Annotated in this window: 22 protein-coding genes; 4 read left to right on the top strand and 18 right to left on the bottom strand. The window is 42.9% G+C overall.

Annotation, left to right across the window (positions count from 1 at the left end; translation table 11 throughout):
* Positions 1–70: 70 nt before the first annotated feature.
* From OCV77_RS00605 to OCV77_RS00665, 13 genes are all read right to left on the bottom strand, one after another.
* A complete protein-coding gene (locus OCV77_RS00605) occupies positions 71–1,657 on the bottom strand; it encodes an NAD(P)/FAD-dependent oxidoreductase (protein WP_262572344.1) in 1,587 nt (528 codons plus the stop codon).
* Between the two features lie 107 nt (positions 1,658–1,764).
* Complete coding sequence (locus OCV77_RS00610) at positions 1,765–2,439, bottom strand: DUF4956 domain-containing protein (RefSeq protein ID WP_262572347.1); 675 nt, start codon at positions 2,437–2,439, stop codon at positions 1,765–1,767.
* A gap of 19 nt (positions 2,440–2,458) precedes the next feature.
* The gene (locus OCV77_RS00615) at positions 2,459–3,136 is read right to left on the bottom strand and encodes a polyphosphate polymerase domain-containing protein (RefSeq protein ID WP_262572349.1); all 678 of its coding nucleotides are present in this window, start codon (positions 3,134–3,136) and stop codon (positions 2,459–2,461) included.
* A 1-nt stretch (position 3,137) separates the two neighbouring features.
* A complete protein-coding gene (locus tag OCV77_RS00620; RefSeq protein WP_262572350.1) occupies positions 3,138–4,895 on the bottom strand; it encodes a CotH kinase family protein in 1,758 nt (585 codons plus the stop codon).
* Between the two features lie 15 nt (positions 4,896–4,910).
* Complete coding sequence (locus OCV77_RS00625) at positions 4,911–6,470, bottom strand: DUF6056 family protein (RefSeq protein ID WP_262572352.1); 1,560 nt, start codon at positions 6,468–6,470, stop codon at positions 4,911–4,913.
* A 14-nt stretch (positions 6,471–6,484) separates the two neighbouring features.
* Positions 6,485–7,585 carry a DegT/DnrJ/EryC1/StrS family aminotransferase gene (locus tag OCV77_RS00630; RefSeq protein WP_262572354.1) on the bottom strand — a complete coding sequence of 367 codons (1,101 nt, stop codon included), beginning with the start codon at positions 7,583–7,585 and terminating at the stop codon, positions 6,485–6,487.
* A 2-nt stretch (positions 7,586–7,587) separates the two neighbouring features.
* Positions 7,588–8,334, bottom strand: coding sequence for a glycosyltransferase (locus OCV77_RS00635; protein ID WP_262572356.1), 747 nt, complete (start codon positions 8,332–8,334; stop codon positions 7,588–7,590).
* A gap of 7 nt (positions 8,335–8,341) precedes the next feature.
* Complete coding sequence (locus OCV77_RS00640; protein WP_262572358.1) at positions 8,342–9,298, bottom strand: glycosyltransferase; 957 nt, start codon at positions 9,296–9,298, stop codon at positions 8,342–8,344.
* A 23-nt stretch (positions 9,299–9,321) separates the two neighbouring features.
* Complete coding sequence (locus OCV77_RS00645; RefSeq protein ID WP_262572359.1) at positions 9,322–10,461, bottom strand: FAD-dependent oxidoreductase; 1,140 nt, start codon at positions 10,459–10,461, stop codon at positions 9,322–9,324.
* A 14-nt stretch (positions 10,462–10,475) separates the two neighbouring features.
* The gene (locus OCV77_RS00650; RefSeq protein WP_262572361.1) at positions 10,476–11,978 is read right to left on the bottom strand and encodes a hypothetical protein; all 1,503 of its coding nucleotides are present in this window, start codon (positions 11,976–11,978) and stop codon (positions 10,476–10,478) included.
* 172 nt (positions 11,979–12,150) lie between these two features.
* Positions 12,151–13,188, bottom strand: coding sequence for an SGNH/GDSL hydrolase family protein (locus tag OCV77_RS00655; RefSeq protein ID WP_262572362.1), 1,038 nt, complete (start codon positions 13,186–13,188; stop codon positions 12,151–12,153).
* 180 nt (positions 13,189–13,368) lie between these two features.
* Complete coding sequence (locus OCV77_RS00660; RefSeq protein ID WP_262572363.1) at positions 13,369–14,361, bottom strand: NAD-dependent epimerase; 993 nt, start codon at positions 14,359–14,361, stop codon at positions 13,369–13,371.
* A 12-nt stretch (positions 14,362–14,373) separates the two neighbouring features.
* A complete protein-coding gene (locus OCV77_RS00665; RefSeq protein WP_262572365.1) occupies positions 14,374–15,954 on the bottom strand; it encodes a glycosyltransferase family 39 protein in 1,581 nt (526 codons plus the stop codon).
* Positions 15,955–16,151: 197 nt separating this feature from the next.
* Here OCV77_RS00665 and OCV77_RS00670 point away from each other — a divergent pair, with 197 nt between their 5' ends.
* On the top strand, positions 16,152–17,084 hold the full coding sequence (locus tag OCV77_RS00670; RefSeq protein WP_262572366.1) for a glycosyltransferase family 2 protein: 933 nt from the start codon (positions 16,152–16,154) through the stop codon (positions 17,082–17,084).
* A gap of 71 nt (positions 17,085–17,155) precedes the next feature.
* On the opposite strand, the gene OCV77_RS00675 is transcribed toward OCV77_RS00670, so the two are convergent.
* Positions 17,156–17,386 carry a helix-turn-helix domain-containing protein gene (locus tag OCV77_RS00675; protein WP_118798426.1) on the bottom strand — a complete coding sequence of 77 codons (231 nt, stop codon included), beginning with the start codon at positions 17,384–17,386 and terminating at the stop codon, positions 17,156–17,158.
* Between the two features lie 499 nt (positions 17,387–17,885).
* Here OCV77_RS00675 and OCV77_RS00680 point away from each other — a divergent pair, with 499 nt between their 5' ends.
* From OCV77_RS00680 to OCV77_RS00690, 3 genes are all read left to right on the top strand, one after another.
* Positions 17,886–18,314 carry a BlaI/MecI/CopY family transcriptional regulator gene (locus OCV77_RS00680; protein WP_118798282.1) on the top strand — a complete coding sequence of 143 codons (429 nt, stop codon included), beginning with the start codon at positions 17,886–17,888 and terminating at the stop codon, positions 18,312–18,314.
* A 72-nt stretch (positions 18,315–18,386) separates the two neighbouring features.
* Positions 18,387–19,574 (top strand): M56 family metallopeptidase, encoded by a 1,188-nt coding sequence (locus tag OCV77_RS00685; RefSeq protein ID WP_262572369.1) that lies wholly within the window; start codon positions 18,387–18,389, stop codon positions 19,572–19,574.
* A gap of 107 nt (positions 19,575–19,681) precedes the next feature.
* A complete protein-coding gene (locus OCV77_RS00690) occupies positions 19,682–19,933 on the top strand; it encodes a hypothetical protein (RefSeq protein ID WP_262572371.1) in 252 nt (83 codons plus the stop codon).
* On the opposite strand, the gene OCV77_RS00695 is transcribed toward OCV77_RS00690, so the two are convergent.
* The 4 genes from OCV77_RS00695 to OCV77_RS00710 form a co-directional block, all read right to left on the bottom strand.
* The gene (locus tag OCV77_RS00695) at positions 19,930–21,060 is read right to left on the bottom strand and encodes a radical SAM protein (RefSeq protein WP_262572373.1); all 1,131 of its coding nucleotides are present in this window, start codon (positions 21,058–21,060) and stop codon (positions 19,930–19,932) included. The two genes, OCV77_RS00690 and OCV77_RS00695, sit on opposite strands and share 4 nt — an antisense overlap.
* Before the next feature lie 157 nt (positions 21,061–21,217).
* A complete protein-coding gene (locus OCV77_RS00700; RefSeq protein WP_262572376.1) occupies positions 21,218–21,892 on the bottom strand; it encodes a DUF4956 domain-containing protein in 675 nt (224 codons plus the stop codon).
* A 79-nt stretch (positions 21,893–21,971) separates the two neighbouring features.
* Entirely contained in the window at positions 21,972–22,679 is a 708-nt protein-coding gene (locus tag OCV77_RS00705) for a polyphosphate polymerase domain-containing protein (RefSeq protein WP_262572378.1), read from the bottom strand.
* Positions 22,680–22,691: 12 nt separating this feature from the next.
* A complete protein-coding gene (locus tag OCV77_RS00710; RefSeq protein WP_262572745.1) occupies positions 22,692–24,572 on the bottom strand; it encodes a CotH kinase family protein in 1,881 nt (626 codons plus the stop codon).
* Positions 24,573–24,582 lie beyond the last annotated feature (10 nt).

Here is a 24,582-nt window from a genome sequence, read left to right on the forward strand (position 1 = left end):
AAAGGCGCTGCCAGTTCATCATAACAGATGTCCTGTCAGCGCCACTTTTATTTACTCTGCCTTCTCAGCCTCAGTCAACCTCGGCCTGGTTCTTCTCATCCTCGTTATTGGAGGTCTCATGATATTCCTGCTCGGTATTTACACTCCAGATATTCTTCTTATCCTTTGTTCCGCTTATAATGTTCTTAACTGCCTCAAAGGAAGTAACCATGGAATGATCAATATTATTGTAACGGTGCTGTCCATTTCTCCCCACACAGTACAGATTCTCAATACCGCTCAGATATTCAATCAGCCTGTCCATCTCATCATAGGTGTCAAAGTAAGCCGGATAGGCCTTCTTCACCTTCTCCATATGGACATCCAGTACCACATCCGGACTGTCGATCAGACCAAGCTTCACCATTTCAGAAACACCGATCTTTGCAAACTCTTCCTCAGTCATATTCCAGTACTCATCGCCTTCATTGACAAAGTACTCAAGACCGATCCATACGGTATGCTCCAGATCCTTGATCATATATGGTGACCAGTTATTGTAAATCTGGAAACGTCCCAGCTTTACATTGCGATCCTGCACATAGACCCAGCAGTCCGGAACAATATTGTTAATGGTCTTAATATTAGTCTTATTTACAAGATTGATCTTAGGTACCAGTACGCCAAGCGTCATATAATCACGATAAGGAAGTCCCTTGGCGATCCTTGCAGGCTCTGCCGGCACATCGTTCATACCGCCAACCAGATCCTTCACCGGCATGGAAGAAATGAAATAATCACCTTCCATGGTGAACTCCTGTCCATCCTTTTCATAGGTCAGGGAGGTCAGCACATTATCCGCATTCTTGTGAAGCTTCGTAACCTTTGCATTTTTGATGATCGTACCGCCAAGCTTTTCAACCTCAGCTGCAGTTACGTCCCAGAGCTGTCCGGGACCAAGCTTTGGATATTTGAATTCCTCGATCAGAGAGGTATTGACCTTACGGTTCTTTACCTTGAAAAGCTTGCCAAAGAAATCCTTCAGGATTCCCATAATGGAAAGCCCCTTAGTTCTCTGTGCACCCCAGGAAGCATCGATCTCACTGGGATGACGTCCCCAGAGGTTCTCTGTATAGTACTCAAAGAACATGGAATACAGCTTCCTGCCAAAGCAGTTAATATAGAAATTTTCCAGATTATCCTCCGGCAGCTTATGGAACATGGATCCCAGATAGCTGAAGCCTACCTTCAGGGTAGTCAGCACACCAAAGTTCTTAAAGGTTTCCGGCTTTAAGGAAATCGGATAATCATAAAACTTGGTATCAAACAGGATACGGGAAACACGGTGTCTTGTCAGCATAACACGATCTTCCTTCTCCGGATCCGGCCCGCCCTTATGCACTGGCATCTCACGCTTTAATACAATATCATCGTAGGTCGGCGCTCCCTGCATAGGAAGCATGTTGTCCCACCATTCATTTACCTCCGGAATCTTGGAGAAGAAACGGTGTCCTCCCATGTCCATACGGTTTCCTTTATAATTTACTGTTTTGGAAATACCGCCAAAGCAGTCACTCTCCTCAAAAACCACCACCTCTATATCCCTGGCCTTGGTCAGGAGCTCATAAGCTGCTGTCAGTCCCGCCGGACCGGCACCAATGATCAGTGCTTTCTTCATGCTATACCTATACCTTTCCGATTAATCAATTATACTGATTGTAACATAATTCTCAATTACTGTCTATGTGACCGCATACTAACTTCCTAAAAAGAGCCTTTGATTTTCTAATTTTTCACTTCTCCGTCATGAACAAGCAGGGAAACATTTTGTATCCCCTCAACTTTCATGAGTTCCTCTATAATCCCGTTATCATTTCCTTTGAATCTGATTTCAAATATCATGTCGATTCCATTCTTATTTACATTCTTTGAACGCAGTCTCAGCTTCCCATATTTTGCAGCAATATCCGAAATTTTCCCATCGCTGCATCCGCAATCCCCATTCACAATCAGTAAATACGCACTTGTTTTTAAAGGAATCATATCCAAAATCAAAATTCCAATTGTTACCAGTATTGCAAGAATAATTGCAATTTTGTAAAGTCCCGCTCCACAAATGATGCCTGTCCCTATCGACCAGAACAAAAACAGAAGATCCATGGGATCCTTAATTGCTGTTCTAAACCGGACAATAGACAATGCTCCTACCATACCAAGTGAAATTACAATACTGGACTGCATTGCAAGAATAATTCCTGCCGTTACCACTGAAATTACAGCCATGGAAATATTGAAATTTTTGAAATAAAAAGCGCTTTTCGTTATCCTTTTATAAATAAAAAAGATATACACTCCAATAGCAAACGTTATCAACAAAGTAATTATTATCTTTTCCGTTGACAGATCTGTATACGAAAATCCTTCTAACACTGACTTTTTAATAACATCTTTTGTACTCATTTTTCTTTCCCCTTTATAGTTAATTTAATGTCTCTCTTACGTAATAATATTTAGAAAATGATGTCTGCTGCAAAGTTCCTATTTCCAGCAGTTCGGCCAAATATTGTGGCAAGAACTCATCATACTTCACTTCCAGAATATGTTGTCCTTTAGGTAATACCGGAATTTTATATATTTTTTCATCAAAGAAACTATTCACCTTTTCACAACCTGCAATATTTCTGTCAAAAGTAATTCTCACATTTCCTCTAGGATCAATATAAGCTGACCTCTCATATTCCACAATACACTTCGGCATCATCCGGCATGTCATCGCTTCACTATACAACTCTTTTTCTATTCCAGTCATATTGGGTCTATATACCGGTATCTCTCCACTCATATATTTTTCACAGTCATACCTGGCAATATCTGCAGAGTTCTTCCGTGTCATCCCCCTACATTTTTCTTTCTTTTCCAAATGTAATACATCTATGCGCCCATCATAAAGACGAATCCGGAATTTTCTTCTGTTATCTACACCATCTTCATTTTCTCTTTTGCAGCTATCATTGATATCATCAAAATACATACTCCTTATTAAATACGAATTTCCTTTTTGATGCATATCCTTCTTCATGACAGGTAAAAGTCTGTAATGAAGTATCTCTAATTCCCTTTCTGAAACAAGAAACTTCATTTCATGCCTGTATTCCATTTTATTCTTTCCGTCCTTTCAAACCAAATGGTTTTCCATATAGTGCATAATGCTCTAATAAATCCTGTCTATTATAAGTATATATTTCTGAAAGAGTCTCATAATTTGCCTCCCAGTAATACCTTGCCTCGAATTCATCCGTATAATCTATACCATCATAAATTGCACGTTCTTCATTGCCCTCATACAGATCCCGGAAGTAATTATCTAAAAAAGGAATTCTGTTATTAATATACTCATATACATAGCTATCATCCCAGTGTTCCTTTCCTTCCGGCCACTTTCTGTAATTTCTCTGATATGCACCTGACATATACAGATACATATATTCTTCCTCAAACATATCATTAATTATCTGCTCATTAATAACTTGATTCGTTCTTAATTCGCACCATCTGTCATAGAGCATCCCAGATATTTTCTCTGGTTCTTCATAATACAAGACACTCATATCAACAACCCAAGCACTTACATTCTGGTAAAAAGCTGCATCATACCGTGTATAATTATACTCCTCATAATCTACCCACGGATTTCCAAATGTTGCATTCAAATCCCACGGTATCTTTATGAATTTATATGTTCCATCAGATTGATAATCTGCAACATAAAGAATATTCTTTTTCAGATTATCGGTTCCACCAATTAAGAGACAAAACAGTGTATAATCCACTGAATTTTCCATATTGAGTAATGCTTCACCCTGTTCTGGATCTGTTTCCTCTTCCTTCAGAAAGAAATTAACCCATTCCTTTAATGGCATCCAGTTTTCAGCAATATCTTCCTTAGGATATTTTAGCTGAAAAATTGGTCGAAGACCATCTGTATCCGCATTCGTATAATTATGCTCTTCAGGAATTCTGTCAGCCCGGCACTTATACAATTTATCCTCTTTGTTTACAGATAAATTCTTTTTATCTGGTTGTTCAAAAACAAGATACACCCCCCTATATTCATCATCTAAAAACAATTCAACATATTCGCAACTAATGCCTTCATCATTTTCAACTGTATTGCTTCTGGCAATTTTTTGCCATAAATCCATTCCAACCTTATTATGGACAAGTCCAGCATCATCATAAAGAGCATTCAGAATCCAGTCATCATTTTTGCGAAGACCAAGAATACTATCTTTTTTTCCAAACTCCAGTTTATATCCTGCTTTTTCATAGGTCTCCGATGACCCGCCACGAACATGATAAGAACACTTTTCTACTGTTACAATATCGCTTTCTCTATAAGGATCAAATACACTCATTTCCCCATTGTAAACGATTCTTCCATTATGATCTACTTCATGATATTCTTCTGCTTCTGTTCGTAATACAAGTAATGGCATTCCTGAAAAGACAACATTACAACTATAATAATCTTTTTTCCCAACAAAATATAATTTAAATTCATGTCCGTTTGCAATTGCAGCAGTCCTATCGTCAAACATTTCATCTGTTGCAAAATATAACTTGTACTGATCACTTTTCAGCCTGCCATCGTATTTTTTATTCTCTATATTCTGGGGTATATAAACCGTATTGGATTCAACATCATAGGCGCACAAACTATCATTAAAATAAACATCCGGGATTTCTTCTTTTTTCTCTTTCTTCTGTATCAAACCCAGTATTTCTTCCTCTGTTTTGATGCTCGTACTCTCTATCATTTTTTTCTGAAGTACACCATTATGATCCCAGACTAAATACCCTATTAAAAACAGGACTAAAATTCCTATTATAATTATATTGTTTTTACTTTTACACATATTTCTTATTTAAATTTATTCCGTTTCCTTAATCTTCCTTACAGAATCAATTCCATAAAACCGGCAGAGTCCCCTGTTCTCCCAGTCCTCCGGATCTTCTTTGATATCCGAAAAATACAGAAGCTCTGGCTGTGCTGGCAGTTCCTTCACTACTACATCCTTTTCTCCACTTTCATAGATTGTAATCCGTTCTTTTCGTGCCTCCCCATAGGCCTTTGCTGAACCATTTGCCAGATCTGTGATCGCTGATGAAAACGTAAAATAACGAGGTACAGGGATCACAGTGATCACAGATGCGAAAGCAAAGAACAACAGGCAGAAAAGGACATATACTGCCGTGTTTCCCTGCGACCATTCTCCCTTCAGGTTCCACTCTTTCTGCTCCACCTTTTTCCGGAACCATCCGGCTGTGTATCCTGTACTCAGTGTCACCACCAGAATATACATAGCATATGTCAGTGCCTGCAGACGCTGTGCATCCATGCCTCCTACTGCAAACAGAGGCGGCGTCATCATCGCTGCCACAAGACAGAACCCAAAGGCTATAACGCCAAGAGGACAGGGAAAAGAAAAATCTGTTTTTCCCGCCATATCATAAAACAAAGGTATCAAAATCAGTACCAGGAAAAGCACCGGCCAGCCGGACCATTCATTGATACAGTAATCAAATGCATAATAAAAGGACACAAAAATGGCTTTTACCGGATTCATCCCTGTGGCATCTGCTGCCCGTACCCAGTTACCAGGAGCCGCCACATTTAAGAGAAAGCCCAGATAATACAGTCCTATGGGCCACCAGAAAGCTCTGTAAGTCCTCCATTTCTTCTGCAGGCTGACACACAGAATAACTGCCAGAAACACAACTGCTCCGTTCAGAGCCGTCATCTGGTTGCCACCTCCCACCAGGAAGCCGAGAACAGATGCCCCCACCAGCTTTCTGATTCGTTTCTTTCCCGTATCATAAATAGCCGAAATCAGCAGTCCATAAAACCACATACAGAAGCTATGCACCAGAATATAATTAGCAGCACCGCTGTACCAGTAAAAGGCCTCCACCCTGCCCTGCATACGCTGCACCGTGATAAACAGCATCAACAGTATCACTGAGCCTGCCAGATACTTATCAGCATGAAACACCCTGCAGAAGATCACCTTGAGTAAATACGCTGTAGAAAGACTGAGTGCCCCGATCATGATCACACTGGTCCACACATAAGCCCTTTCCCCAAAGGTATTGGGGGGCAGAGCCATCAGAAAATTGGAGGTAAAATAACCCATCCAGTTCAGCCAGTCATCTGCTGCACGCACGATCCCTGCCCAGACTATCGCCAGCAGGGAATGGGTATTTACAAATGCCTGTCTGCAATCACTTCCAATCGAGTAATCATCTGCACTTGGATAATTATAAAATCCGATCCAGAGCAGCGGAACCAGACTGAGCAGATAAACGACCAGTAAAAACCAGAATAACCGTTTCGGTGTCAGCCATCCAGAAACAAATTTTCCAAACTGTACTCCTTTTTCCTTAACAAATGCCTCCAGCTCCAGTGCTGTATTTTTTTCCTGTTTCTTCATGCTAAAGCTTTCCTTTACTCGCCTGTATAATCATTGCAGGCATCTATTACCAGCTGTACCTCGTCTGCAGTCATCTCAGGGAAAAGAGGCAGGGTTACGCAATGCTTTGCCAGTTTTTCTGCATTCGGGCAGTCCCCCTCATGATACCCCAGCGAAGCATAGGCCTTCTGCAGATGACAGGGAACCGGATAGTGTCTGTTACACTCCATTCCCTTTTCCTGCATATAGGCCAGGAAGTGCTCCGGGTTCTCCACCTGGATGACAAACAGATGGAATACCGGATCTGTATTATCCGGATGTGCCTGATGTATAATAAGCGGATTATAGATCTCTCTTAAATACTGTTTCCCAATCTCACGTCTTCGTGCTGTCCATTCCGGCAGGTATTTCAGGCTCACACTCAAAACTGCCCCCTGGATTCCCTCCAGACGGTAATTATAACCGATCATGTCATGATAATACCTCACATGACATCCCTGATTTTTCATGGTTGTAACTGTATCAAAATGCTCCTGTGTTTTGCAGGTCACACTGCCGCCTTCCCCGAAGGCATACAGATTTTTGCCGGGATAAAAGGAAAAGCAGCCAATATCGCCAAGGCTTCCTGCCATTCTTCCTTCATAACCAGCTCCATGTGCCTGCGCGCAGTCCTCCACAACAAATAATCCGTGTCTGTCTGCAATTTCTTTCACTTTGCTGAATTCAAAAGGCTGTCCATATAAATGGACTCCGATGATCCCCTTTGTCTTATCTGTGATCTTTTCTTCGATCTTATCCGGATCGATCTCCCAGGTATCTGCCGTACAGTCCACAAATACCGGTGTTGCTCCTGTGTAGCTGACACCCCAGGCCGTTGCAATGTAGGTATTTGCAGGAACAATCACTTCATCCCCCGGTCCTACACCAAGTGCTGCCATCGCACAATGCAGGGCGCTGGTGCCATTATTGACACCCGCTGCGTAAGGAACTCCCACATATTCCGCAAACTCCCGGTCAAACTGATCTGCATATTTCCCACCGGAAAAGGCTGTTTCCTCACAGACAGCCTCAATCGCCTTTAAATATTCCTCTCTATGCTTCTGAAAATCCCTGGATAAATCAATTCTTTTCAGCATTTTTATGCCCCTTTCTTTTCTGACTTCAATGCCTTTCGTAATCTGTGGATCTGTATGATATAGTTTTTAATTGTTTTGAAAACCTTTACCGTGGTATTATAATCTTCCTGCCATTCTACCGGCATGTCGCAGATCTTCATACCATCCCGTTCTGCTCTGAGCAGAAATTCTACCGTATAAAACCAGCCATTGTCCTGACTGCTCTCTGCAACCAGCTGCTCTGCTTCTTCCTTCCTTAAGAAGGTAAATCCACAGAGTGCATCTGTTGCCTTCATATGAAATATTGTCTTCAGCAGAAACACCAGCCCCATAGAGGTGATCTTCCTGTACCATTTTCTCCCTTTGGTATCAGATTCTTTACTGAATCTTGTCCCATTTACATACTGAAGCTCCGGATCCTGCTGAAACATTTCTATCGTTTTTCCCAGATATTTCAGATCTGTGGAAAGATCAATATCCATATATCCCACAATATCGCAGTCATTCAGCTCGATTCCCTTCCGGAATGCTACACCAACGCCTCTCTCCCCTACTCTGACATAGGTTACTTCCGGATAAGCTTCTTCCAGTTTCTTTCCAATCTCCGGTGTTTCATCCTCTGATCCGTTATCTAATATCGTTAGCTTACAGGGAATCGTCACCTGCTCCCTGACATAGGCTATCGTTGTCTCAATCCCTTTCTGCAGCCGCAGTCTTTCATTCAGGACCGGAAAAAGCAGATTAATGCTGTTTACTTCTCTTTTCATCATATTTTCCTTATTTCCTTGCAATTTTCTCGATATCAGAAACCAGATATCTCTGGTGCTTATAAATCAGATTCAGCAGTACTGACAGATACTTCAGAATAATGGTCAGCAGTGCAAATACACCAAAGAAACCAAGCGCCAGAAAGCCCATCGTTGACAGCCAGCCTTCTACCGGCTTATGGGAATTAAACAGATCTGACACCAGATAAATCCCCATGGCTACTGTAAACACCAGAAAGGCGCAGCAGATGACCATGGAAACTCTCTCCAGCACATTAGTAAAATAGATAAAGGAATCCAGTGCCAGTGATGTTCTTTCTGAGGCTACCGTCTCATTCGTGATCCTCGCCTTCTCATCCCTGCTCTCATAATACATGGTTGCTGCATTCAGTCCACAATTACTGTATACAGCCTTCCGGTAGGGAATATACTGTCCTATCGACTTGATCCGGTTAATTGCCCTTCTCGAAATAATACGGAAGGTTTCCGGTCCGATCCTGCCGCCACCCCTGCTTGTCATATTATACAGAGAATAAAAGATCCGTGATGTCAGCCGCATTTTCCCCTTACTGCTGGCAGCCACAATATCATTTCCTTCAAGAAGCTTTTCATACACCCGGAGCAGCATATCCGGATCATAATCCATGAATACATCGTCAAATTCATACACAAAATCACCAATAGCAAGATCCCGGCCTGCATTCATGGCACTCTCGATCCCCTGGAAATAACTCATATGGATGATATTGACCATGGCATTTATCTGGTTTTCCTCCAGAAAGCCTTTTAATTTCTCTATTGTTCCATCTGTACAGCCATCATCTACACATACGATCTCAAACTTTTCAAAGTTGTCCTCAAACACCGGAATAATAGAACGCATGAAAAAGCGGATATATTCTTCCACATTATGCAGATACACAACCAGAGAAATAAACTTTTTTTCTTTTTTACTGTTTCCCGTCACATTCATTTCCTCGCTTTGTCTTTTTATAAATACGCATCCAGATCGTATACGGTATTGATCTTTCCTGACAGCACGCTGATAAAGACCGGACTCTCACTGAGTACCCGGATTGCAGTCGGTCTGGAATCGTCTACCTCCGATGACTTCAGGATCGGCTTCATGGAATACAGGGATTCCTTATAAGTATAGGCATATTCCGGTTTCAGATACTTATCTGCCAGATGCGACATATACGGCCATGCGCTGTCCGGCTTATGAATACAGGTATTGCAGTTGCCAAGTGCCTCCGGCCTGCATTCCGGTCTGCCATCCTCACTCTCCCTCTGACACTGGAATGTCGGCAGCTCCTCATAGCTTGTCACATGCGGTGTGAAAGTCACACTGGTCAGTGAATGCAGTCCGGTTTTCCCAAACGGCATGATGGAAAAAAACGGTCCATCCATAACGGTAATACCCGTTCCTCTCAACGTATCACCAGGCTCGCACAGAATGATCTCACACAGCTCATACTTTATTTTAAACTTCTCCTGATCAATTCCTTCCGTCTTCTCAATGATCTGGTTAACAGATGCATACGTGGCATTCAGTACAAAGGGAGCCTCAAAGCATATATCATCGCACATCCATACCTCGAACACGTCATTTTTCCGGAGGATCTTTTTCAGCCTTGCCCCAAAGAGAAACGTTACGTTATTCCTGTCAGAAAGCTGCTCTTCATAATATTTCTGAAGGATCCCGGCATCATAAGTATACTCCTCTGTCAGGAAGGCTCCATCGCACATTCCTGTCTGAAAATACTTGGAAACCGCTACTTCCTCACACCTGATCCCTGCTGCCCTGCAAAACTCCATGAACTGCTCCGCATTCGTCCAGGAAAAACGTCCTGACGTGGCATAGATCTGTTCAAATCTGTCATGAATGCAAAATCCAAAGTCCTCTACAAACCGTCTGAAATATCCTGCTGATTTCACTGCTGTCGTAAGGCTTCTTGGATAATGATATCCCATATGCACCCTGGCCTGATTAATATAGGTTGCTCTCTGAAAGGGTGCCCTGTCATATTCCAGCACCAGCACCTTTTCGCCCTTATCACTGCACCTTTTCGCCGCGTACAGACCATACAGACCGGCTCCGATTATAATTTTGTCATATTTTCTGTCCATGGTGATCCTCTCACTTATGGTATTTCTATTTCATACAGCGTATAGGCTTCTCCCTTCGCTGTATCTGTCATTGTCTCATAGCAGATCCTGCTGTTTTCTTCTCCCGGTTCGAAGCTGCTGATACAGTTCTGCTCACATTTTAAAATATAAAAGCTTTTCTTATCCGGAAAAGTATCACTGATCCAGTCCAGCAGATCTGCATATTCGATCCCGCCCTTCTGTTCCTCTGTATAATCTGCAAAGGTTTCGATTTTTCCATTTCCCGCATAATAAAACTGATATTTCTTCCCAAGATAAGCGATCACTGTGGATGCCTCCGATACATCCGTACTGATGATCAGTGAATCCTCCGGCACATTTTCCCTGATGTAGGAAGCTGCATTTACACCATCAGAATATACCCCGGATAAAGCATTCTGAAGGCTTGAGCTTTCCTCTGCACTATTCCATTGTACAAACATCAGTATCGAGATGATGATCAGGAAAATCTCCGGCAGAATACGTGCAGCTTCTTTTGTGCTTCCTGACTGACCAGCGCTCTCTCCATCCGTTTCCAGAAGGATCCAGAAGCACCAGATCACAGCAAATACTATTGCGATATAATGCCAGATATGAAGCTGGTACACCAGCACACTGAACAGTGCCTCAAACAGGAAAGTTCCTGCTGCCACGATCACAGGGAAGAAATTTTTCTTTTTCACGCCAATCCAGATTCCTGCTGCGAGAAAAAGTAAAATTAACAGCAGATCTGCTGTCTTCCCCACTCCTGTCATTCTGGAGAGAATATGAAGGGAAAAATTTTTAATTTCAGTCAGCAGTGAAGTAAATCCCAGATCCTGCATCTGATATTCCGGACTGTCTGACACCCCGTGGAATTCATAGATCCACAGCATCAGACTGGCAAACGGAATCCATAATCCCTTTGCTGCCTGCATAAACGCATTCTTCTGTTTCTTATGGACACTTTCTGATGCTGCTTCCCACAGCCACATCAGGGAGATCAGTCCTGCTGGTGCCAGTGCGATCGTATCTGCCTGTACCAGAAGTCCAAGCAGCAGACCACAGACTACCGGCTTCCGCTTACGATCCTTATAAAAAGCTGCCAATACTACCAGAAAAAGGGCGATCAGACAATAATTTCTCGCTACCACAGAATAATAATAGGAAAATACCGGACTGAATAAGCAGCAAAGCTTCGTCACCGGATAAAACGGTGCCCGGTATACAAATATTCCTGCCGTTATTCCCATGATCACATAGCTGAGTATGCTGATCGTCTGAAAGGGAAGTCCTGCCTTGGCGAATGGCATCACCAGAAGATACCACAGACAGGGATGCCCCTGAAACCTGATCTGTGCAAACAGTTCCGGAACCGACAGCTCCCTGGCGATCAGCCAGACATTGGCTTCATCTCTCCACAGCTCATGCCCTGCCAGCAGGATTCCATTAAAAGCAAGATAGGAAAGCCACAGGATGGTCAATATAATGATATCCTTCTTTTGGATCTTTTCCTTCATAGGCTGACCATTTTACTCCTTTTCCCTCTTGTCAGCAGCTTCTATCGCCTGCTGCCCCATAATGTTTATGGTATCACGATATAAAGGAATGGTCAAGAAAAGCGCTTCTTGAACGATGCCCATAAAATCGTCAAAAAGCGCTTTCCAAAAGCAAATATATATACACTATTGCTTAATTATTTTTTGTCTCCTCAATAGACAGGATCATCTCGGAAAGAGCATCCGCATACAGCCTTCTTCCTGCCTCTGTCAGATGCACACCATCCTCCAGATATTCTTCTGCCGTATACCCGTCTATGCCAAGATCCAGATAAGCATCAAAGAATTCTGCTCCCTGCTCCTTTGCCACATACTCACAGCTTCCCTTATAGTCAAAAAGTGTGCCATAGCCTGTATTCAGGGTATTACCATCACCGATAAATTTATCCCCATTATAAAACATGGCATAATTCGGTGCGCAGAGGATTATCGTTGCATCAGGTGCATATTCACTCAAATTGGACACTGCATATCTGAGTGCACCTACATAGGTTCTGATATCATATCCATTATCCGAATTGCTCATAGGAGTAGCCCGGAGAAGATCATTCATACCATATTCTATTATAAAATAATCTGTCTTTGAAAAATCCACTTTCCCACTGCTCAAAATTTCCCCTGCCCTTGTGCCATTAAAAATGTCTGTTGATATATCACCCCTGATCGCTTTTACAATTCCTACAAGGCTTCTGGATGTCCACTGATCACTTTCATATTTTTCATCCAGTTCAATTGCTGCACAGGTTCCACCAATCGCCAGATTATAGCAGTCTGCATCACAGGCCTCCGATGTCAGATAGGGAATTCCGGTACCATCCCTGCTGTTATCAAAAATACTGTCTCCCATAAATACAATCTGCAGATGGCCGCCTTTACTTTCTGTCTGATCTTCCTCTGAAACCACCTGCTCCTGCTCCGGCTCCTGTGGCATTTCCTCCGGCACCACATCCGGCGCCGGGAGATCACTCTGTGCTTCAGGTGTCGCTGCAGTCTCCGGTTCTTCCGTTGGCTGCTCCTGCACCAGGGTTTCCCCTGTCTCCGTAATGATCACATTATCTGCTGCGTTTTCCTGACTCCCACTCTCTGTTTCTTTCCCTGCACAGCCACTGAGCGAAAAGACAAATAACGCTGTGATCAGGCCTCCCACAATTATATTTCTCCATTTTTTCATAATTTTCACACTCCTTTGAGATTCCATAACTCTCATCTGCAATCTCATCATAGCACATTCACTAAAATAGAAAAGAGTTTTCCAAGCGTATTAAGGTTTCCTTCAGAAACTTTAATAAAATCTTAATGAATCGCGTTCTTTCCCTGTGGTTCATCATATACTATGCAGTATTTCATAGATTTATGCGTAATACTGCAAAAACCACTCTGCAAATCTGGACAATCCCTCTTCTATAGTTGTGGATGGCTTGAAATCAAAATCCTTCATCAGCTCACTGACATCCGCATAGGTTTCGTATACATCTCCCGGCTGCATTGGCAGGAATTCCTTCTTTGCTTCCTTTCCCAGACACTTTTCCAATACACTGATATAATCCATCAGCTTCTCTGGCTTATGGTTTCCTATATTGTAGATCTTATAAGCTGCACCGTTCTCATCCTGTGCCGGCGGATTGCAGAGAATGTTCTCCACTCCGGTCACAATATCATCAATATAAGTAAAATCACGCTTCATATCCCCATGATTATAAATCTGGATCGGTTCTCCTGCCATGATCTTCTTCGCAAATTTAAAATATGCCATATCCGGTCTTCCCATGGGGCCATACACAGTAAAAAAGCGCAGTCCGGTCAACGGTATCCCATATAATTTGCTGTAGGCATAAGCCATCAGCTCATTGGACTTTTTCGTAGCCGCATACAGGCTCACCGGCTGATCCACCTTATCCTCTGTAGAAAAGGGAACCTTCTTGTTCCCACCATACACAGAGCTGGAGGAAGCAAATACCAGATGCTCCACCCCAAAATATCTGCACGCTTCCAGAATTTCAAAAAATCCTACCAGATTGGACTGAATATAAGCATCCGGGTTGGTAATACTGTATCTGACCCCCGCCTGGGCTGCCAGATTCACCACAATATCAGGATGATAGGCTTCAAATATCCTGTGAACAGCTTCCTTATCCGCAATATCTCCCTTTTCAAAGGTGTAGCCCTCGTATTCTTTCAGGATCGCCAGCCTGTCTTCTTTCAGCGATACCTCATAATAATCATTCATATTATCAAGCCCGATGACTCTGGCTCCCTTTTTCAGAAGCTCCCTGGAAAGGGAAAATCCGATAAATCCGGCTCCTCCCGTAATCAGATATGTTTTGTCTGTATCAAGTGGTTTCATATATATCCTCCATCATCTGGCAGCCTGTGCCAGTTTTTCTTTTCTTTTTTCTTTTCTCTTCCTGACATTATCAAGAATGTCTGCAAGACCTGCAGCCGCAAGCGGCAGCATCAATACGAAATATCCAAGCACATACCTGGACTGTGCCTCCCAGATCATATGGAACAGAAAGCCTCCAAAAATATTCAGCATAAAATATGCCTTAGGCAGATCCCAGTCCCTTTTTCTGAACACTTCTATGCCAAAATAAGTCCCTGTCAGCAGAAATATCAGAAAATGATATCTATTCATAACAAAAAGCAAAATTTCCCTTCCCTCTTCAAACAGAAACCATTTTGCGATCCCTGTCGTTTGCAGAGAATGCCTGGTGCACCACTCATTACTGATCATTGCCTGAAAATCCGGAGCATTCCACTGAGAAGTAAACTTCTTATAGAAATAATTCAGCGCATATTTCTGCTCATGCAAAAAACGTGACAGTGACTGCTTCAGGTTTTCCACACAGGCTTTTTCTGTAGCAGTCCTGTCAAATCCATTCTGTCCATATACCGCCCAGTTATAACCATTGTACCATCCGCAGGCATACCCGCCTTCATCTCCCTCCTGCATACTCATAGCCACCCATGCAAGCTTTGGAATCCCCTCCGGGTATCTGTCAAGTCCTGCTCTCTGTACATAAACACCCTCTATTGCAGAGTTACACATCACCGGCAGTAAGATCACGGGGAGTATATACAGCAAATGTCTATATTTTCTCTTTTGGAAGCAATTCAGTAAAACAGCAATCACTACTGCCACAAGAACAATATTGATATTGGACTTGATCACAATGCCGCATGCCAGCAATACTGCTATCCTGAGCAGATATTTCCCCCCATCCCTTTTCAGATAGCAGAGCATCTGCCAGATTGCCAGCATTCCAAAAGCCCAGCCGATCAGATCTCCATACACAAAGGTAGAAAACAGAAAAAGCGGCAGCATTCCCATTGACAGAACCGACTCCAGCTTCCTGACATTCTCCAGGAAAAGCTCTTTCGTGATCTGATCCAGAGAAAACAGGATGATAGCAACAGCTGCCACATTTATGATCTGAAAAGCCAGATAATTTTCTACTCCTGCCAGATGATACAGCACTTCAAGAAACGCTGTAAGGCCAATCTGGAACGAATAATTATACAGATATTCTCCCTGCCTGAATGCATCATAATTTCCCTGCATAAAGCTGACGGCAATTTCACTTACCGTTTCTCCGTCACAAATTGCCGTTCCCCTGACAAGCAGTACGATCACAAGACTTACTCCCGTTCCAAACAGCAATGCTGTCAGAGATAATTTTCCTGTCCGCTGAAACCATTCCGTTATCGACAGTCTGTATAAGAGAAATAAAACAATTCCTGTAACGATCAGCAGAAGGATTGGATCGTCCCATTTATATTTTGCCGTTTCCATGTCCTTATACAGGTCAAAATACGTAGTCCTCAGCAGACTGTTCACCGCATTAAACAGAACCATGATCCCCAAGGGAATCAGGTAAAATGCTGTCAGAAGCTTTATGATCTTTTTTCTTTTTTCATAATTTGTCGTTTCCGGCATATTTCCATCCTGTCTTTTACTGTCTGTCATTTTCACTCAGACCTGTGCCATTTCACTCTGTATCATACATTCACGATTATAGAGGATTGTTCCTGTTCTTTCAAGCCTGCCAGCTCCTCTTTCCCAAGGATAACATTGCATTTCTTTTTTTTCTTGCGTATACTGTTACTGTAGCCAATCAGAAAAAGAGGTATATTATGAATCCTTCCAATAAAACGCTTTCTGTGATCATTCCTTCTTATAACGAAGAAGCCATGATACAGACAACCTTCCAGACAGTAAAGAAAATCCTTTCTGAAAGTCAGATTCCATTTGAGATCATTTTTGTAGATGATGGTTCCCGGGACAGAACCTATCAGGAGATCAGCAGGCTCTCAAAAGACAATCCGGAAGTACAGGGAATCTCGTTTTCCCGGAACTTTGGCAAAGAGTCTGCCATCTTCGCAGGACTTGCAGAAGCAAAAGGGGCATGCTGTGTTATCATGGACTGCGACCTGCAGCATCCTCCCTGCACGATCATAGAAATGTACCACCTCTGGGAACAGGGCTACGAGGTTGTGGAAGGCGTCAAGACTTCCCGTGGAAAGGAAAGTGCTTTCCACCATCTCTGTGCCAACGGCTTTTATGCTATCATCAGCAGGCTTACCCATATTGATATGGCAAACGCTTCCGATTTTAAACTTTTGGACAGACAGGCTGTAGATGCCCTGCTTGCCATGCCAGAGCGTGCTCCCTTTTTCCGAGCCCTTTCTTCCTGGATCGGCTTTTGCAGCATCCAGGTTCCTTTCGAAGTGCAGGAACGTACAGTCGGAACCTCCAAATGGTCCATGTGGAGCCTTACCAAGTATGCGATCCGGAATATCACTTCCTTTTCCGGTGCACCCATGCAGGCTGTAACACTGCTTGGCTGGATCATGCTGGTGTTTTCCCTTGTACTTGGCATACAGTCACTGTACCGCTATTTCACCGGCACTGCGCAGGAAGGTTTTACTACTGTGATCCTCCTGCTTCTGATCATTGGCAGCATATTAATGATCAGCCTTGGCATTATAGGCCACTACATCTCCCGTATTTATGATGAGATCAAACGTCGTCCCAAGTATATTATCAGCAGACGATGCGGCAAATAAATAATCCACCCACTACAAAAAGCGCACCGCATCTGCCAGTGCGCTTATCGCTTCTTTTCGATCATCCTTATTTACTCGTAGAGATCGTAAATTGTAACCTTCAGAGCCTCAGCAAGTGCTTTCAGTTCAAAATCCATAACAGCCCTTTCATGACGCTCAATTCTTGAAATTGATCCTCTGCAGATATAAACAGCATATGTTTCCAGTCTCTCAGATAATTCCTTCTGACTTAAGTCCTGTTCTACTCTGTATCGTCTTACATTGTCGCCAACTACATTAAAATTTTGGAGATTTGTATCCATCTTTTCCATCCTCTGCTTGCTATCCTTTCTTTCCTCATTTGAATAAGTGGATCATTACTATTTTAGTATATTCTTATGCATAGTGTGTCCTATTTTAAGACATATTTCCAAATTTTTCAAACTGCATTAAACTGTAGAAATAATTTGCAATTATATAAATACCATTTCCCACTTTTAGGACATTTTTATTTGTTATTTCTGTGCATTATTTGTCAATATGCTGATTTTTATACATTTCTCATAAAACAGTCTTGAATATTCTGTTTTACGTTGTATAATAAGTGTTGTCAGAAAGACTGATGTTACTTATGAAGGGGAATCGTCTGTTAATCATTTTACATTTCTGCGTGGCATTATCGTCCTATAGTGTTATTATGAGTAAATATTGTTCAATATTCGTTCTCTTATTTTATTGACTTTTTTCCATGTTTCTTCTATGATATGTATACGTTAATGTTTATGTTAACAACATTATTATACAAAAGTAAGGGAAGAAATTATGACACTCAGCCGAAATGACAGATACCGTTTAACTAACAGAGAAAGAGATATTTTGGATATTCTTTGGGAATCCGGAAAATCTATGGTGGCTTCCGAAATCACCTCTATGCGTGATGACTTATCCATTAATACTGTACAGGCTGTTCTGAAAAAGCTTCTTCAGAAGAAGCTGATCGCAGTGGATGAGATCGTTTATAGTGGAACCGTTCTCAGCAGAAGCTATAAGCCGACCATGACACCTGATCAATTTGAAATTCAGAAATTTGAGAATGCCTTCAGCAAGGTTTCCGGTAAGCCCTTCTCCCCCTCTTCCTTTGTAGCAACTTTACTCGAAGAGGAAAAAGATACCTCAGATCTCCTGTCAGAAATTGACAGTCTCGAGCAACTTATCTCTCAGAAAAGAGAGGAGCTTTCCAAGAAAAACTAGAAAGTTATTTGTCCTGTCCTTTCCTGAAAGGTAAATGAGAGATCGACCAAACAGGAAAGGATTGACAAGCATATGAGTTTCACGTTTTCTACCCTCTTAAGCATGATCATTATCAATGCTGTTTTTGTTATTGCCCTTAATCAGGTTGTTAAGACATCTGTGATCAATTATTTTAATATTGATCTGTTCCTTCTCAGCTCTCTTGTTATTCTGCTTCGTTTCCTTTTACCATTTGAATTTCCCTTCACTGTTTCTGTACCTGTAAAGTTGGGCTTATCCTATCTGTATGATCTCTTTGTTATGCTGGAGATCAACATTCTCGGTCATCCCATCAATATCTTTACTATTTTTATGATTGCTTGGTACATTGGCATCCTTATCTGCGGCTCACGGCTTTTTCTCCAGTTCGCCACTATCCGGCAACGATATCGGCTTCGAGAAGCTGCACCTGACTCTGACGCATATGCCATACTTCATAAGATCACTTCCTGCCACCAGAAAAGCAAAGCTGTTTTCAGGATCTACATAACTCCAAGGAATATCACACCCTTCATATATGGCATTTTCCATCCGGTTATCGTCCTGCCTGACAGCGTTCATTCCAAAGAAGCGCTATTCTATATTCTCAGCCATGAAACAGCCCACTACTATAACCACCATACCTTGTATAAGTTCCTTTGTTCTCTTCTTGAGGTGATCTACTTCTGGAATCCACTGGTTAAAATCTTCGTAAAGGAGATCAACCGTATCATAGAAATCAGTGTGGATTCCAAGGTTATCGCACCGTTAGAACCTCTTGGTCGCCTGGACTATTCCAAAAGCCTTACCAGCATGGCAAGAACCCTTGCAGAGAAAAAGACGACATTCGCTTTTACTGCCACCTACAGCTCTACAAAGACAGACGATTCCAGGTTGAATAAATCTTCAAAAACCAAATCTGCCAAAAAGCCGTCTTCTCTCAGCCAAAGAATACAAATGATCATCGGAAGCCCTGATAAGATCAAAACATTGGCACCAAATGGGCTGGTTTCCAGTCTGCTGCTTATTGGAGCATTAATGATCTCATTGGTTTTTGTGTTTGAGCCATATAGGGTAGATTCTCAAAATGCTATTTCTACATTCACATCCGATGATCGAAATTTATTTTATATTGTCAATCCAGATGGAACTTATGATTTATACTTAGATACAAATTTTTTAATGAATGAATCTGAAATATCTGATCCCTATATACCCATTTACACGGAATTTCCTTACTAGTCAAAGATAAATTTTTATCACTTTTATTTAATTGACATGATATTTATTTTATTGTATTATCAATATATAGTCGGTAAGTCAAAAACACATTAAAAGGAGAATTATGCATGAAAATCAAAAAAATACTCACAAAGTCATTTATTACTTTTTTTGTTTCTTTTCTCGTAATGTCAACCCCTGTTTTTGCAGCAGAAACCTCTTCTGCTGAGTCATTTTCTTCGAGTGATTTCTCCGCTGTTGCTCCTTGTTCTGACATTATCAGATATAGGTATAAAGAAGAAAATGGTAAGGTATATCGTCGCCTTTACAACTATACCAGAGGCGAATGGGCAGAAGACACTTGGCACTTTGTAGGCTAACGTCCAGCACCACCCTCAAGTTTTTCCCTTGACTTCTCCGACAAACCGTCATGGATCATGGCATGCAAATCGCAGGTGGAACAAGCGTCCAGCTGCGATTTTGTTACCTTGCCGTCACGATAGTCCCTTACGATCTTATTTTCATACATACTGTATTTCTTATCTGTCCAGAACTTCAGCTTATGTCTGAGAACCCAGAACGCCGGCACCCAGATATACTTGTGCATCGCCGGAGAAACTGAACCGATCATCCAGCAGTTCCTATCACAGCAGCGCACCTTTGCCCGTACTGCATCTGCCTGAGGACTGTTCCACAGCTCATCAAAGCTGTCACACTCATTCAGATTCCCCATCACTTCCTTATCCTTTGTACCATTACAGGGCATAACATCCCCGTAAGGATCAATAAAGAAGGTATCAAACGCCATATCACAGGGCAGGAGACGCTTCTGTCCATAGATATAGTTGATCAGTCCATGATTGAAATATGCCCGGAACCATTTCTTGGGACTCTTTGATTTCAGCAGCTCATTGATCAGGTTTTCAAATTCCTGCGCCACCATAGGTCTGTCATGAATAATGTTCTTCGCTTCCACAAAGTAGAAGGAATTGTGCAGAGATGCAGTAGCAAACTCCATATTCATCTTATCAGAGAGCTGATACAGGGCTACCAGATCCCTGGCATTGGCATCCTGTACTGTCATGCCAAAGCCCACATCCTTCATCCCCATATCCACCAGCTGCTTCAGCGTTGAATAGCCCCTTTGAAACCCATTCTCCAGCCCACGGATCTTATTATTTGTTTCTTCCAGCCCTTCTATGGAAATACGGATACCGATATCAGGAAATTCCCTGCACAGGTCTACAATACGGTCTGTAAAAAAGCCATTCGTGGAAATAACGATACGGTCACTCTTTTTCTTTAATTCCCTCACAATATCCTTTAAATCTGTCCGTATGAAGGGTTCTCCTCCTGTGATATTGGTAAAATACATCGGAGGCAGCTTTTTTATCGTTTCCAGTGAAATCTCTTCATCCGGCAGGGATGGCTTCTTATAGCGGTTGCACATATTACAGCGTGCATTACAGCGATAGGTTACAATAACAGTTCCATTCAGCTTTTTCATGAATAACTCCTTTTTTTGCTATTAGTAACAGCGTGCGATAACTAACTATTTACAATGTTGTTATTTTTATATTACAATTATCCTGTAAAGGGGGATTGCAGAAGATGTGGAAATGAGAAATCATTTTTCGCATCTTCTGTTTTTCCCACATCTGTTCCTAGAAGGTAACCTCCCCATCATGGGAGATCAGGGATACGCTCTCAAGACCTTCCAGCTCCTGCACCTTCTGTACCAGATCATATTCTTTAGATGTCCGCACCTCAATCACCAGATTACAGCCATTTCCGGTAATATTCCTTGATTTGATCTTGTAATATCTGCAGAATTCCCTGATCCTTTCCACCAGCTCAGGCTCCTGCTTTCCCTCCTGCAGATTGACCACCAGGATCATTGGAGCCTTGCCAATTGGAATACGATCTAAAATAAGCACAAGGATCGTCAGTAATACAGACAGGACGATCGCAATTTCTGTCACATGTGCGCCGCAGCAGATCCCCACAGCAATCGACCAGAACAGAAATACCAGATCCATGGGTTCCTTCACTGCCGTTCTGAATCTGACAATGGAAAGAGCACCCACCATACCAAGGGAAATCACGATACTGGACTGTACTGCCAGTATGATCCCTGCTGTGATCACTGCGATCGCCGCAATGGAAATATTAAAGTTCCTGGAATAAAAGGTTTTCCTTGTGATCACCCGGTATACCATAAAAATATAGCAGCCTATGATACATGTAATGAAAAGTACCGCCACAATATGCGGCACACTCACTGTTTCACTGGTATATGATGCCAGAAAATCCTTTTTGAAAATATCTGAAAATCCCATTCCTCTGTCCAAACCTTTCTGTTTCGATTATTTGTAGCTTCCGGCAGTGCCCTGCCCCAGTTTTGTCTCTGCAGATCTTTTACCTCTTCTGCCGCACCTGAAATTTTCTGCACAGGTAATACTTGGAAAAGGTAGATGCTTTAAGCCCCTCCAGCTGCAGGATCTGATATATCTCATCTGGCAGGAAGCTGTCAAACTTCACTTCCATCAGCTCTGTCCCTACCGGCAGGATCCCTCTTCCCGCGATCCTTTCATCCAGAAACGCTCTCACATCACTGCCGGAAAGGATCTTCCGGTCAAAGGTCACTCTCACATTGGCATCCTGCATCCTGTATACATAGGGAATACGCTCATATTCCACAATCACGGCTGGCCGCATCAGCCGCACTGCCATCAGATAAGCAAGCCGGTGCAATACCCTCTGTTCCTTTGTGATATCTGAAGGGATTTCTCCCCGCATCAGCTTTTCACACTGGGACAGTGTGATCGGGCTGCTGCTTTTATGTGTCATCCCACGATACTTTTCCTTACACTCCAGAGTGATCCGCTCTGTACTGTGATTATAGATCCGGATCCGGAACTTCTCTCTCTCATCGACCCCATTTTCATTGCTCATATAGCAGCTGTTCTGATAATCATCAAAATACAGGCTTCTGATCTGATAAGAGCCATCTGCACCAGTATGGCTGTCCCTGGATGCAACTGCATTTATTTTAGCATTTTCGATCAATGCCTGTCCATGCGTAAGGGGATATTTATATTCGTGTCGATACCGCTTTTCCTCCACCTGTTCTGCTCCTTACTCCTCTTTCTGTTCCCATCTGGCCACCAGTACAAGATCGTCCATGACTGGTGTTCCTGCCACATACTGCTGTCCATCCTCATCATCAAAGCAGCCAAGGAATACACTATCCTCTCTGTCTTCATCCAGAATGGCCGGCAGAGGCTGTCCCTTTTCCACCCAGTAATACAGTGTCTGATTATAGTCCTCATTAAGGAACGGCGCCCTGCGCTTCACTTCTACAATACAGTATTCCTTTTTTTCTATCCAGATGCTGTCAAGGAACTCCCTTTTTTCTGTAAGATACTGCTTCACCATGGAAATCTCCTGCGAAAGCGTATCAAATCTTGTATAATCCCCCTCTGCAGGGATTTCAAGTCCATCTGGAAGGACAAATGCCCAGGAAAGCCGTTTTTCATTCCATCTGAGGGCATCCAGCTGCGCACTACGACTGATCATCTCCCCGTAATCACTGATCCCGCTGTCAAGCAGCTCTTCCAGCGGCTTCTGAAAGGATGATGCGTAGATTTCTTCTACCACCTGCCGGAAAACCGGATTCTGGTACATGGCAGCCAGCCAGATGTTCTGATTGGCATTCCCTTCCGGTCTGCTCATGGCAATGGATGCCGTTAACGCCTCCGGGATTCCATACATAGGCGTATTTACATTCCCCATAGCTCCGTCAAAATCCCATACCGGTCCTGCATACAGCAGGGAACTCTCTCCCTTCGTGCAGGCAAACTGACTGGCAATTCCCACATCATGATCACCGGAAATCTCTTCCGCAAGCCATCCCGCCGCCCATGAGGGGATATCGATCAGCTCTTCCAGTGGCTTTCCACTGATATTGCTGATACCATCATCCGCAAGCAAAGCGCTTTCTACATCATTTAACAGCTCCTCTGCTTCCTGCTTTCGCTCTGCACTCAGCTTCCGGCCGGATGCTTCCTTCACCTCGAACAGCCTGCCGCCCGTCGTTGTAATATAGTCTTTCCCGTTTTCCTTTCGGAAATCCAGCTCCATTTCAAAAGCGAAGCCGCCATCTTCTGCAATATCCCATCTGTTTTCCCCGATCTCTACTGCCTCTGTAATGAGATACAGTCCCTGATATTCACCATTCATAAACAGCTCGACAAATTCACCATCCGGCTCATAGCCTTCTGCCCCTACCGCCCTGTCTGCCAGATCCAGTACGATCTTATTCCTCATATAGGAGCCATCTGTAGCATTGGCGATCAGGTTCCACTTTCTCGCCGTCGCCATGCCGCACACAGAAGCCTCCTTTGACAGAGTAAAGGTATAGGGCTTCTTATCCAGTGTTGCCGTCAGATTTCCCCTTACCCTCAGCTTTTCCAGATGATCGGTAAGGACAGCCTCCCCGGATGGATCCAGCAGCAGAATCTCTCCTGTCTGCGCATACTTTTTCTTATCTGCCTCCAGATCCTTCTCCAGAAAGGAGGTATCCTCTACTGTCAGAAGCAGCGATGGCAGCTTTTCAGAAATAAGCACCTGCAGCTCACGGTCACAGAAGGTTTCACCAAAGCCTCCCTTCACCTGATAAGCAAAAACCTCTTCTCCCTGTATCCCGGAAACGGTACTTCCGTTCCGGAGCTTCTCCCCATTCAGGAAAAGCCTGCTATCCTCTTTGTCATAATGCACAGTCAGTTCTGTCTCTTTTCCCTGAAAGCAGGACGGCAGGATCAGATAATATCTTCCGTCTGTTTCCTCCAGAAACGGCTTGAAGGAAACCATTTCACCATCCACCTCCGCAGTGAATGTAAGCTCCTCCAGAAAGGCTGCCTCATGGTCTGTCCGCAGATAAGCGATCCAGAGCGTCAGCAGCAGAAGTGCCACAGCACTTATCATCAGTAATATTCGTATCAGCTTATTTTCTCTCATGTTCACCAGT

Source organism: Suilimivivens aceti (assembly GCF_025567405.1).
GTDB lineage: Bacteria > Bacillota > Clostridia > Lachnospirales > Lachnospiraceae > Suilimivivens > Suilimivivens aceti.

Bases quoted from the DNA above. Each gene is read 5' to 3' on its own strand.
- OCV77_RS00630 (WP_262572354.1), bottom strand. From the start codon at position 7,585: ATGCTGAAAAGAATTGATTTATCCAGGGATTTTCAGAAGCATAGAGAG.
- OCV77_RS00650 (WP_262572361.1), bottom strand. From the start codon at position 11,978: ATGAAGGAAAAGATCCAAAAGAAGGATATCATTATATTGACCATCCTG.
- OCV77_RS00670 (WP_262572366.1), top strand. From the start codon at position 16,152: ATGAATCCTTCCAATAAAACGCTTTCTGTGATCATTCCTTCTTATAAC.
- OCV77_RS00615 (WP_262572349.1), bottom strand. From the start codon at position 3,136: ATGGAATACAGGCATGAAATGAAGTTTCTTGTTTCAGAAAGGGAATTA.
- OCV77_RS00635 (WP_262572356.1), bottom strand. From the start codon at position 8,334: ATGATGAAAAGAGAAGTAAACAGCATTAATCTGCTTTTTCCGGTCCTG.
- OCV77_RS00625 (WP_262572352.1), bottom strand. From the start codon at position 6,470: ATGAAGAAACAGGAAAAAAATACAGCACTGGAGCTGGAGGCATTTGTT.
- OCV77_RS00665 (WP_262572365.1), bottom strand. From the start codon at position 15,954: ATGCCGGAAACGACAAATTATGAAAAAAGAAAAAAGATCATAAAGCTT.
- OCV77_RS00685 (WP_262572369.1), top strand. From the start codon at position 18,387: ATGAGTTTCACGTTTTCTACCCTCTTAAGCATGATCATTATCAATGCT.
- OCV77_RS00710 (WP_262572745.1), bottom strand. From the start codon at position 24,572: ATGAGAGAAAATAAGCTGATACGAATATTACTGATGATAAGTGCTGTG.
- OCV77_RS00700 (WP_262572376.1), bottom strand. From the start codon at position 21,892: ATGGGATTTTCAGATATTTTCAAAAAGGATTTTCTGGCATCATATACC.
- OCV77_RS00610 (WP_262572347.1), bottom strand. From the start codon at position 2,439: ATGAGTACAAAAGATGTTATTAAAAAGTCAGTGTTAGAAGGATTTTCG.
- OCV77_RS00675 (WP_118798426.1), bottom strand. From the start codon at position 17,386: ATGGATACAAATCTCCAAAATTTTAATGTAGTTGGCGACAATGTAAGA.
- OCV77_RS00690 (WP_262572371.1), top strand. From the start codon at position 19,682: ATGAAAATCAAAAAAATACTCACAAAGTCATTTATTACTTTTTTTGTT.
- OCV77_RS00645 (WP_262572359.1), bottom strand. From the start codon at position 10,461: ATGGACAGAAAATATGACAAAATTATAATCGGAGCCGGTCTGTATGGT.
- OCV77_RS00605 (WP_262572344.1), bottom strand. From the start codon at position 1,657: ATGAAGAAAGCACTGATCATTGGTGCCGGTCCGGCGGGACTGACAGCA.
- OCV77_RS00655 (WP_262572362.1), bottom strand. From the start codon at position 13,188: ATGAAAAAATGGAGAAATATAATTGTGGGAGGCCTGATCACAGCGTTA.
- OCV77_RS00695 (WP_262572373.1), bottom strand. From the start codon at position 21,060: ATGAAAAAGCTGAATGGAACTGTTATTGTAACCTATCGCTGTAATGCA.
- OCV77_RS00660 (WP_262572363.1), bottom strand. From the start codon at position 14,361: ATGAAACCACTTGATACAGACAAAACATATCTGATTACGGGAGGAGCC.
- OCV77_RS00620 (WP_262572350.1), bottom strand. From the start codon at position 4,895: ATGTGTAAAAGTAAAAACAATATAATTATAATAGGAATTTTAGTCCTG.
- OCV77_RS00680 (WP_118798282.1), top strand. From the start codon at position 17,886: ATGACACTCAGCCGAAATGACAGATACCGTTTAACTAACAGAGAAAGA.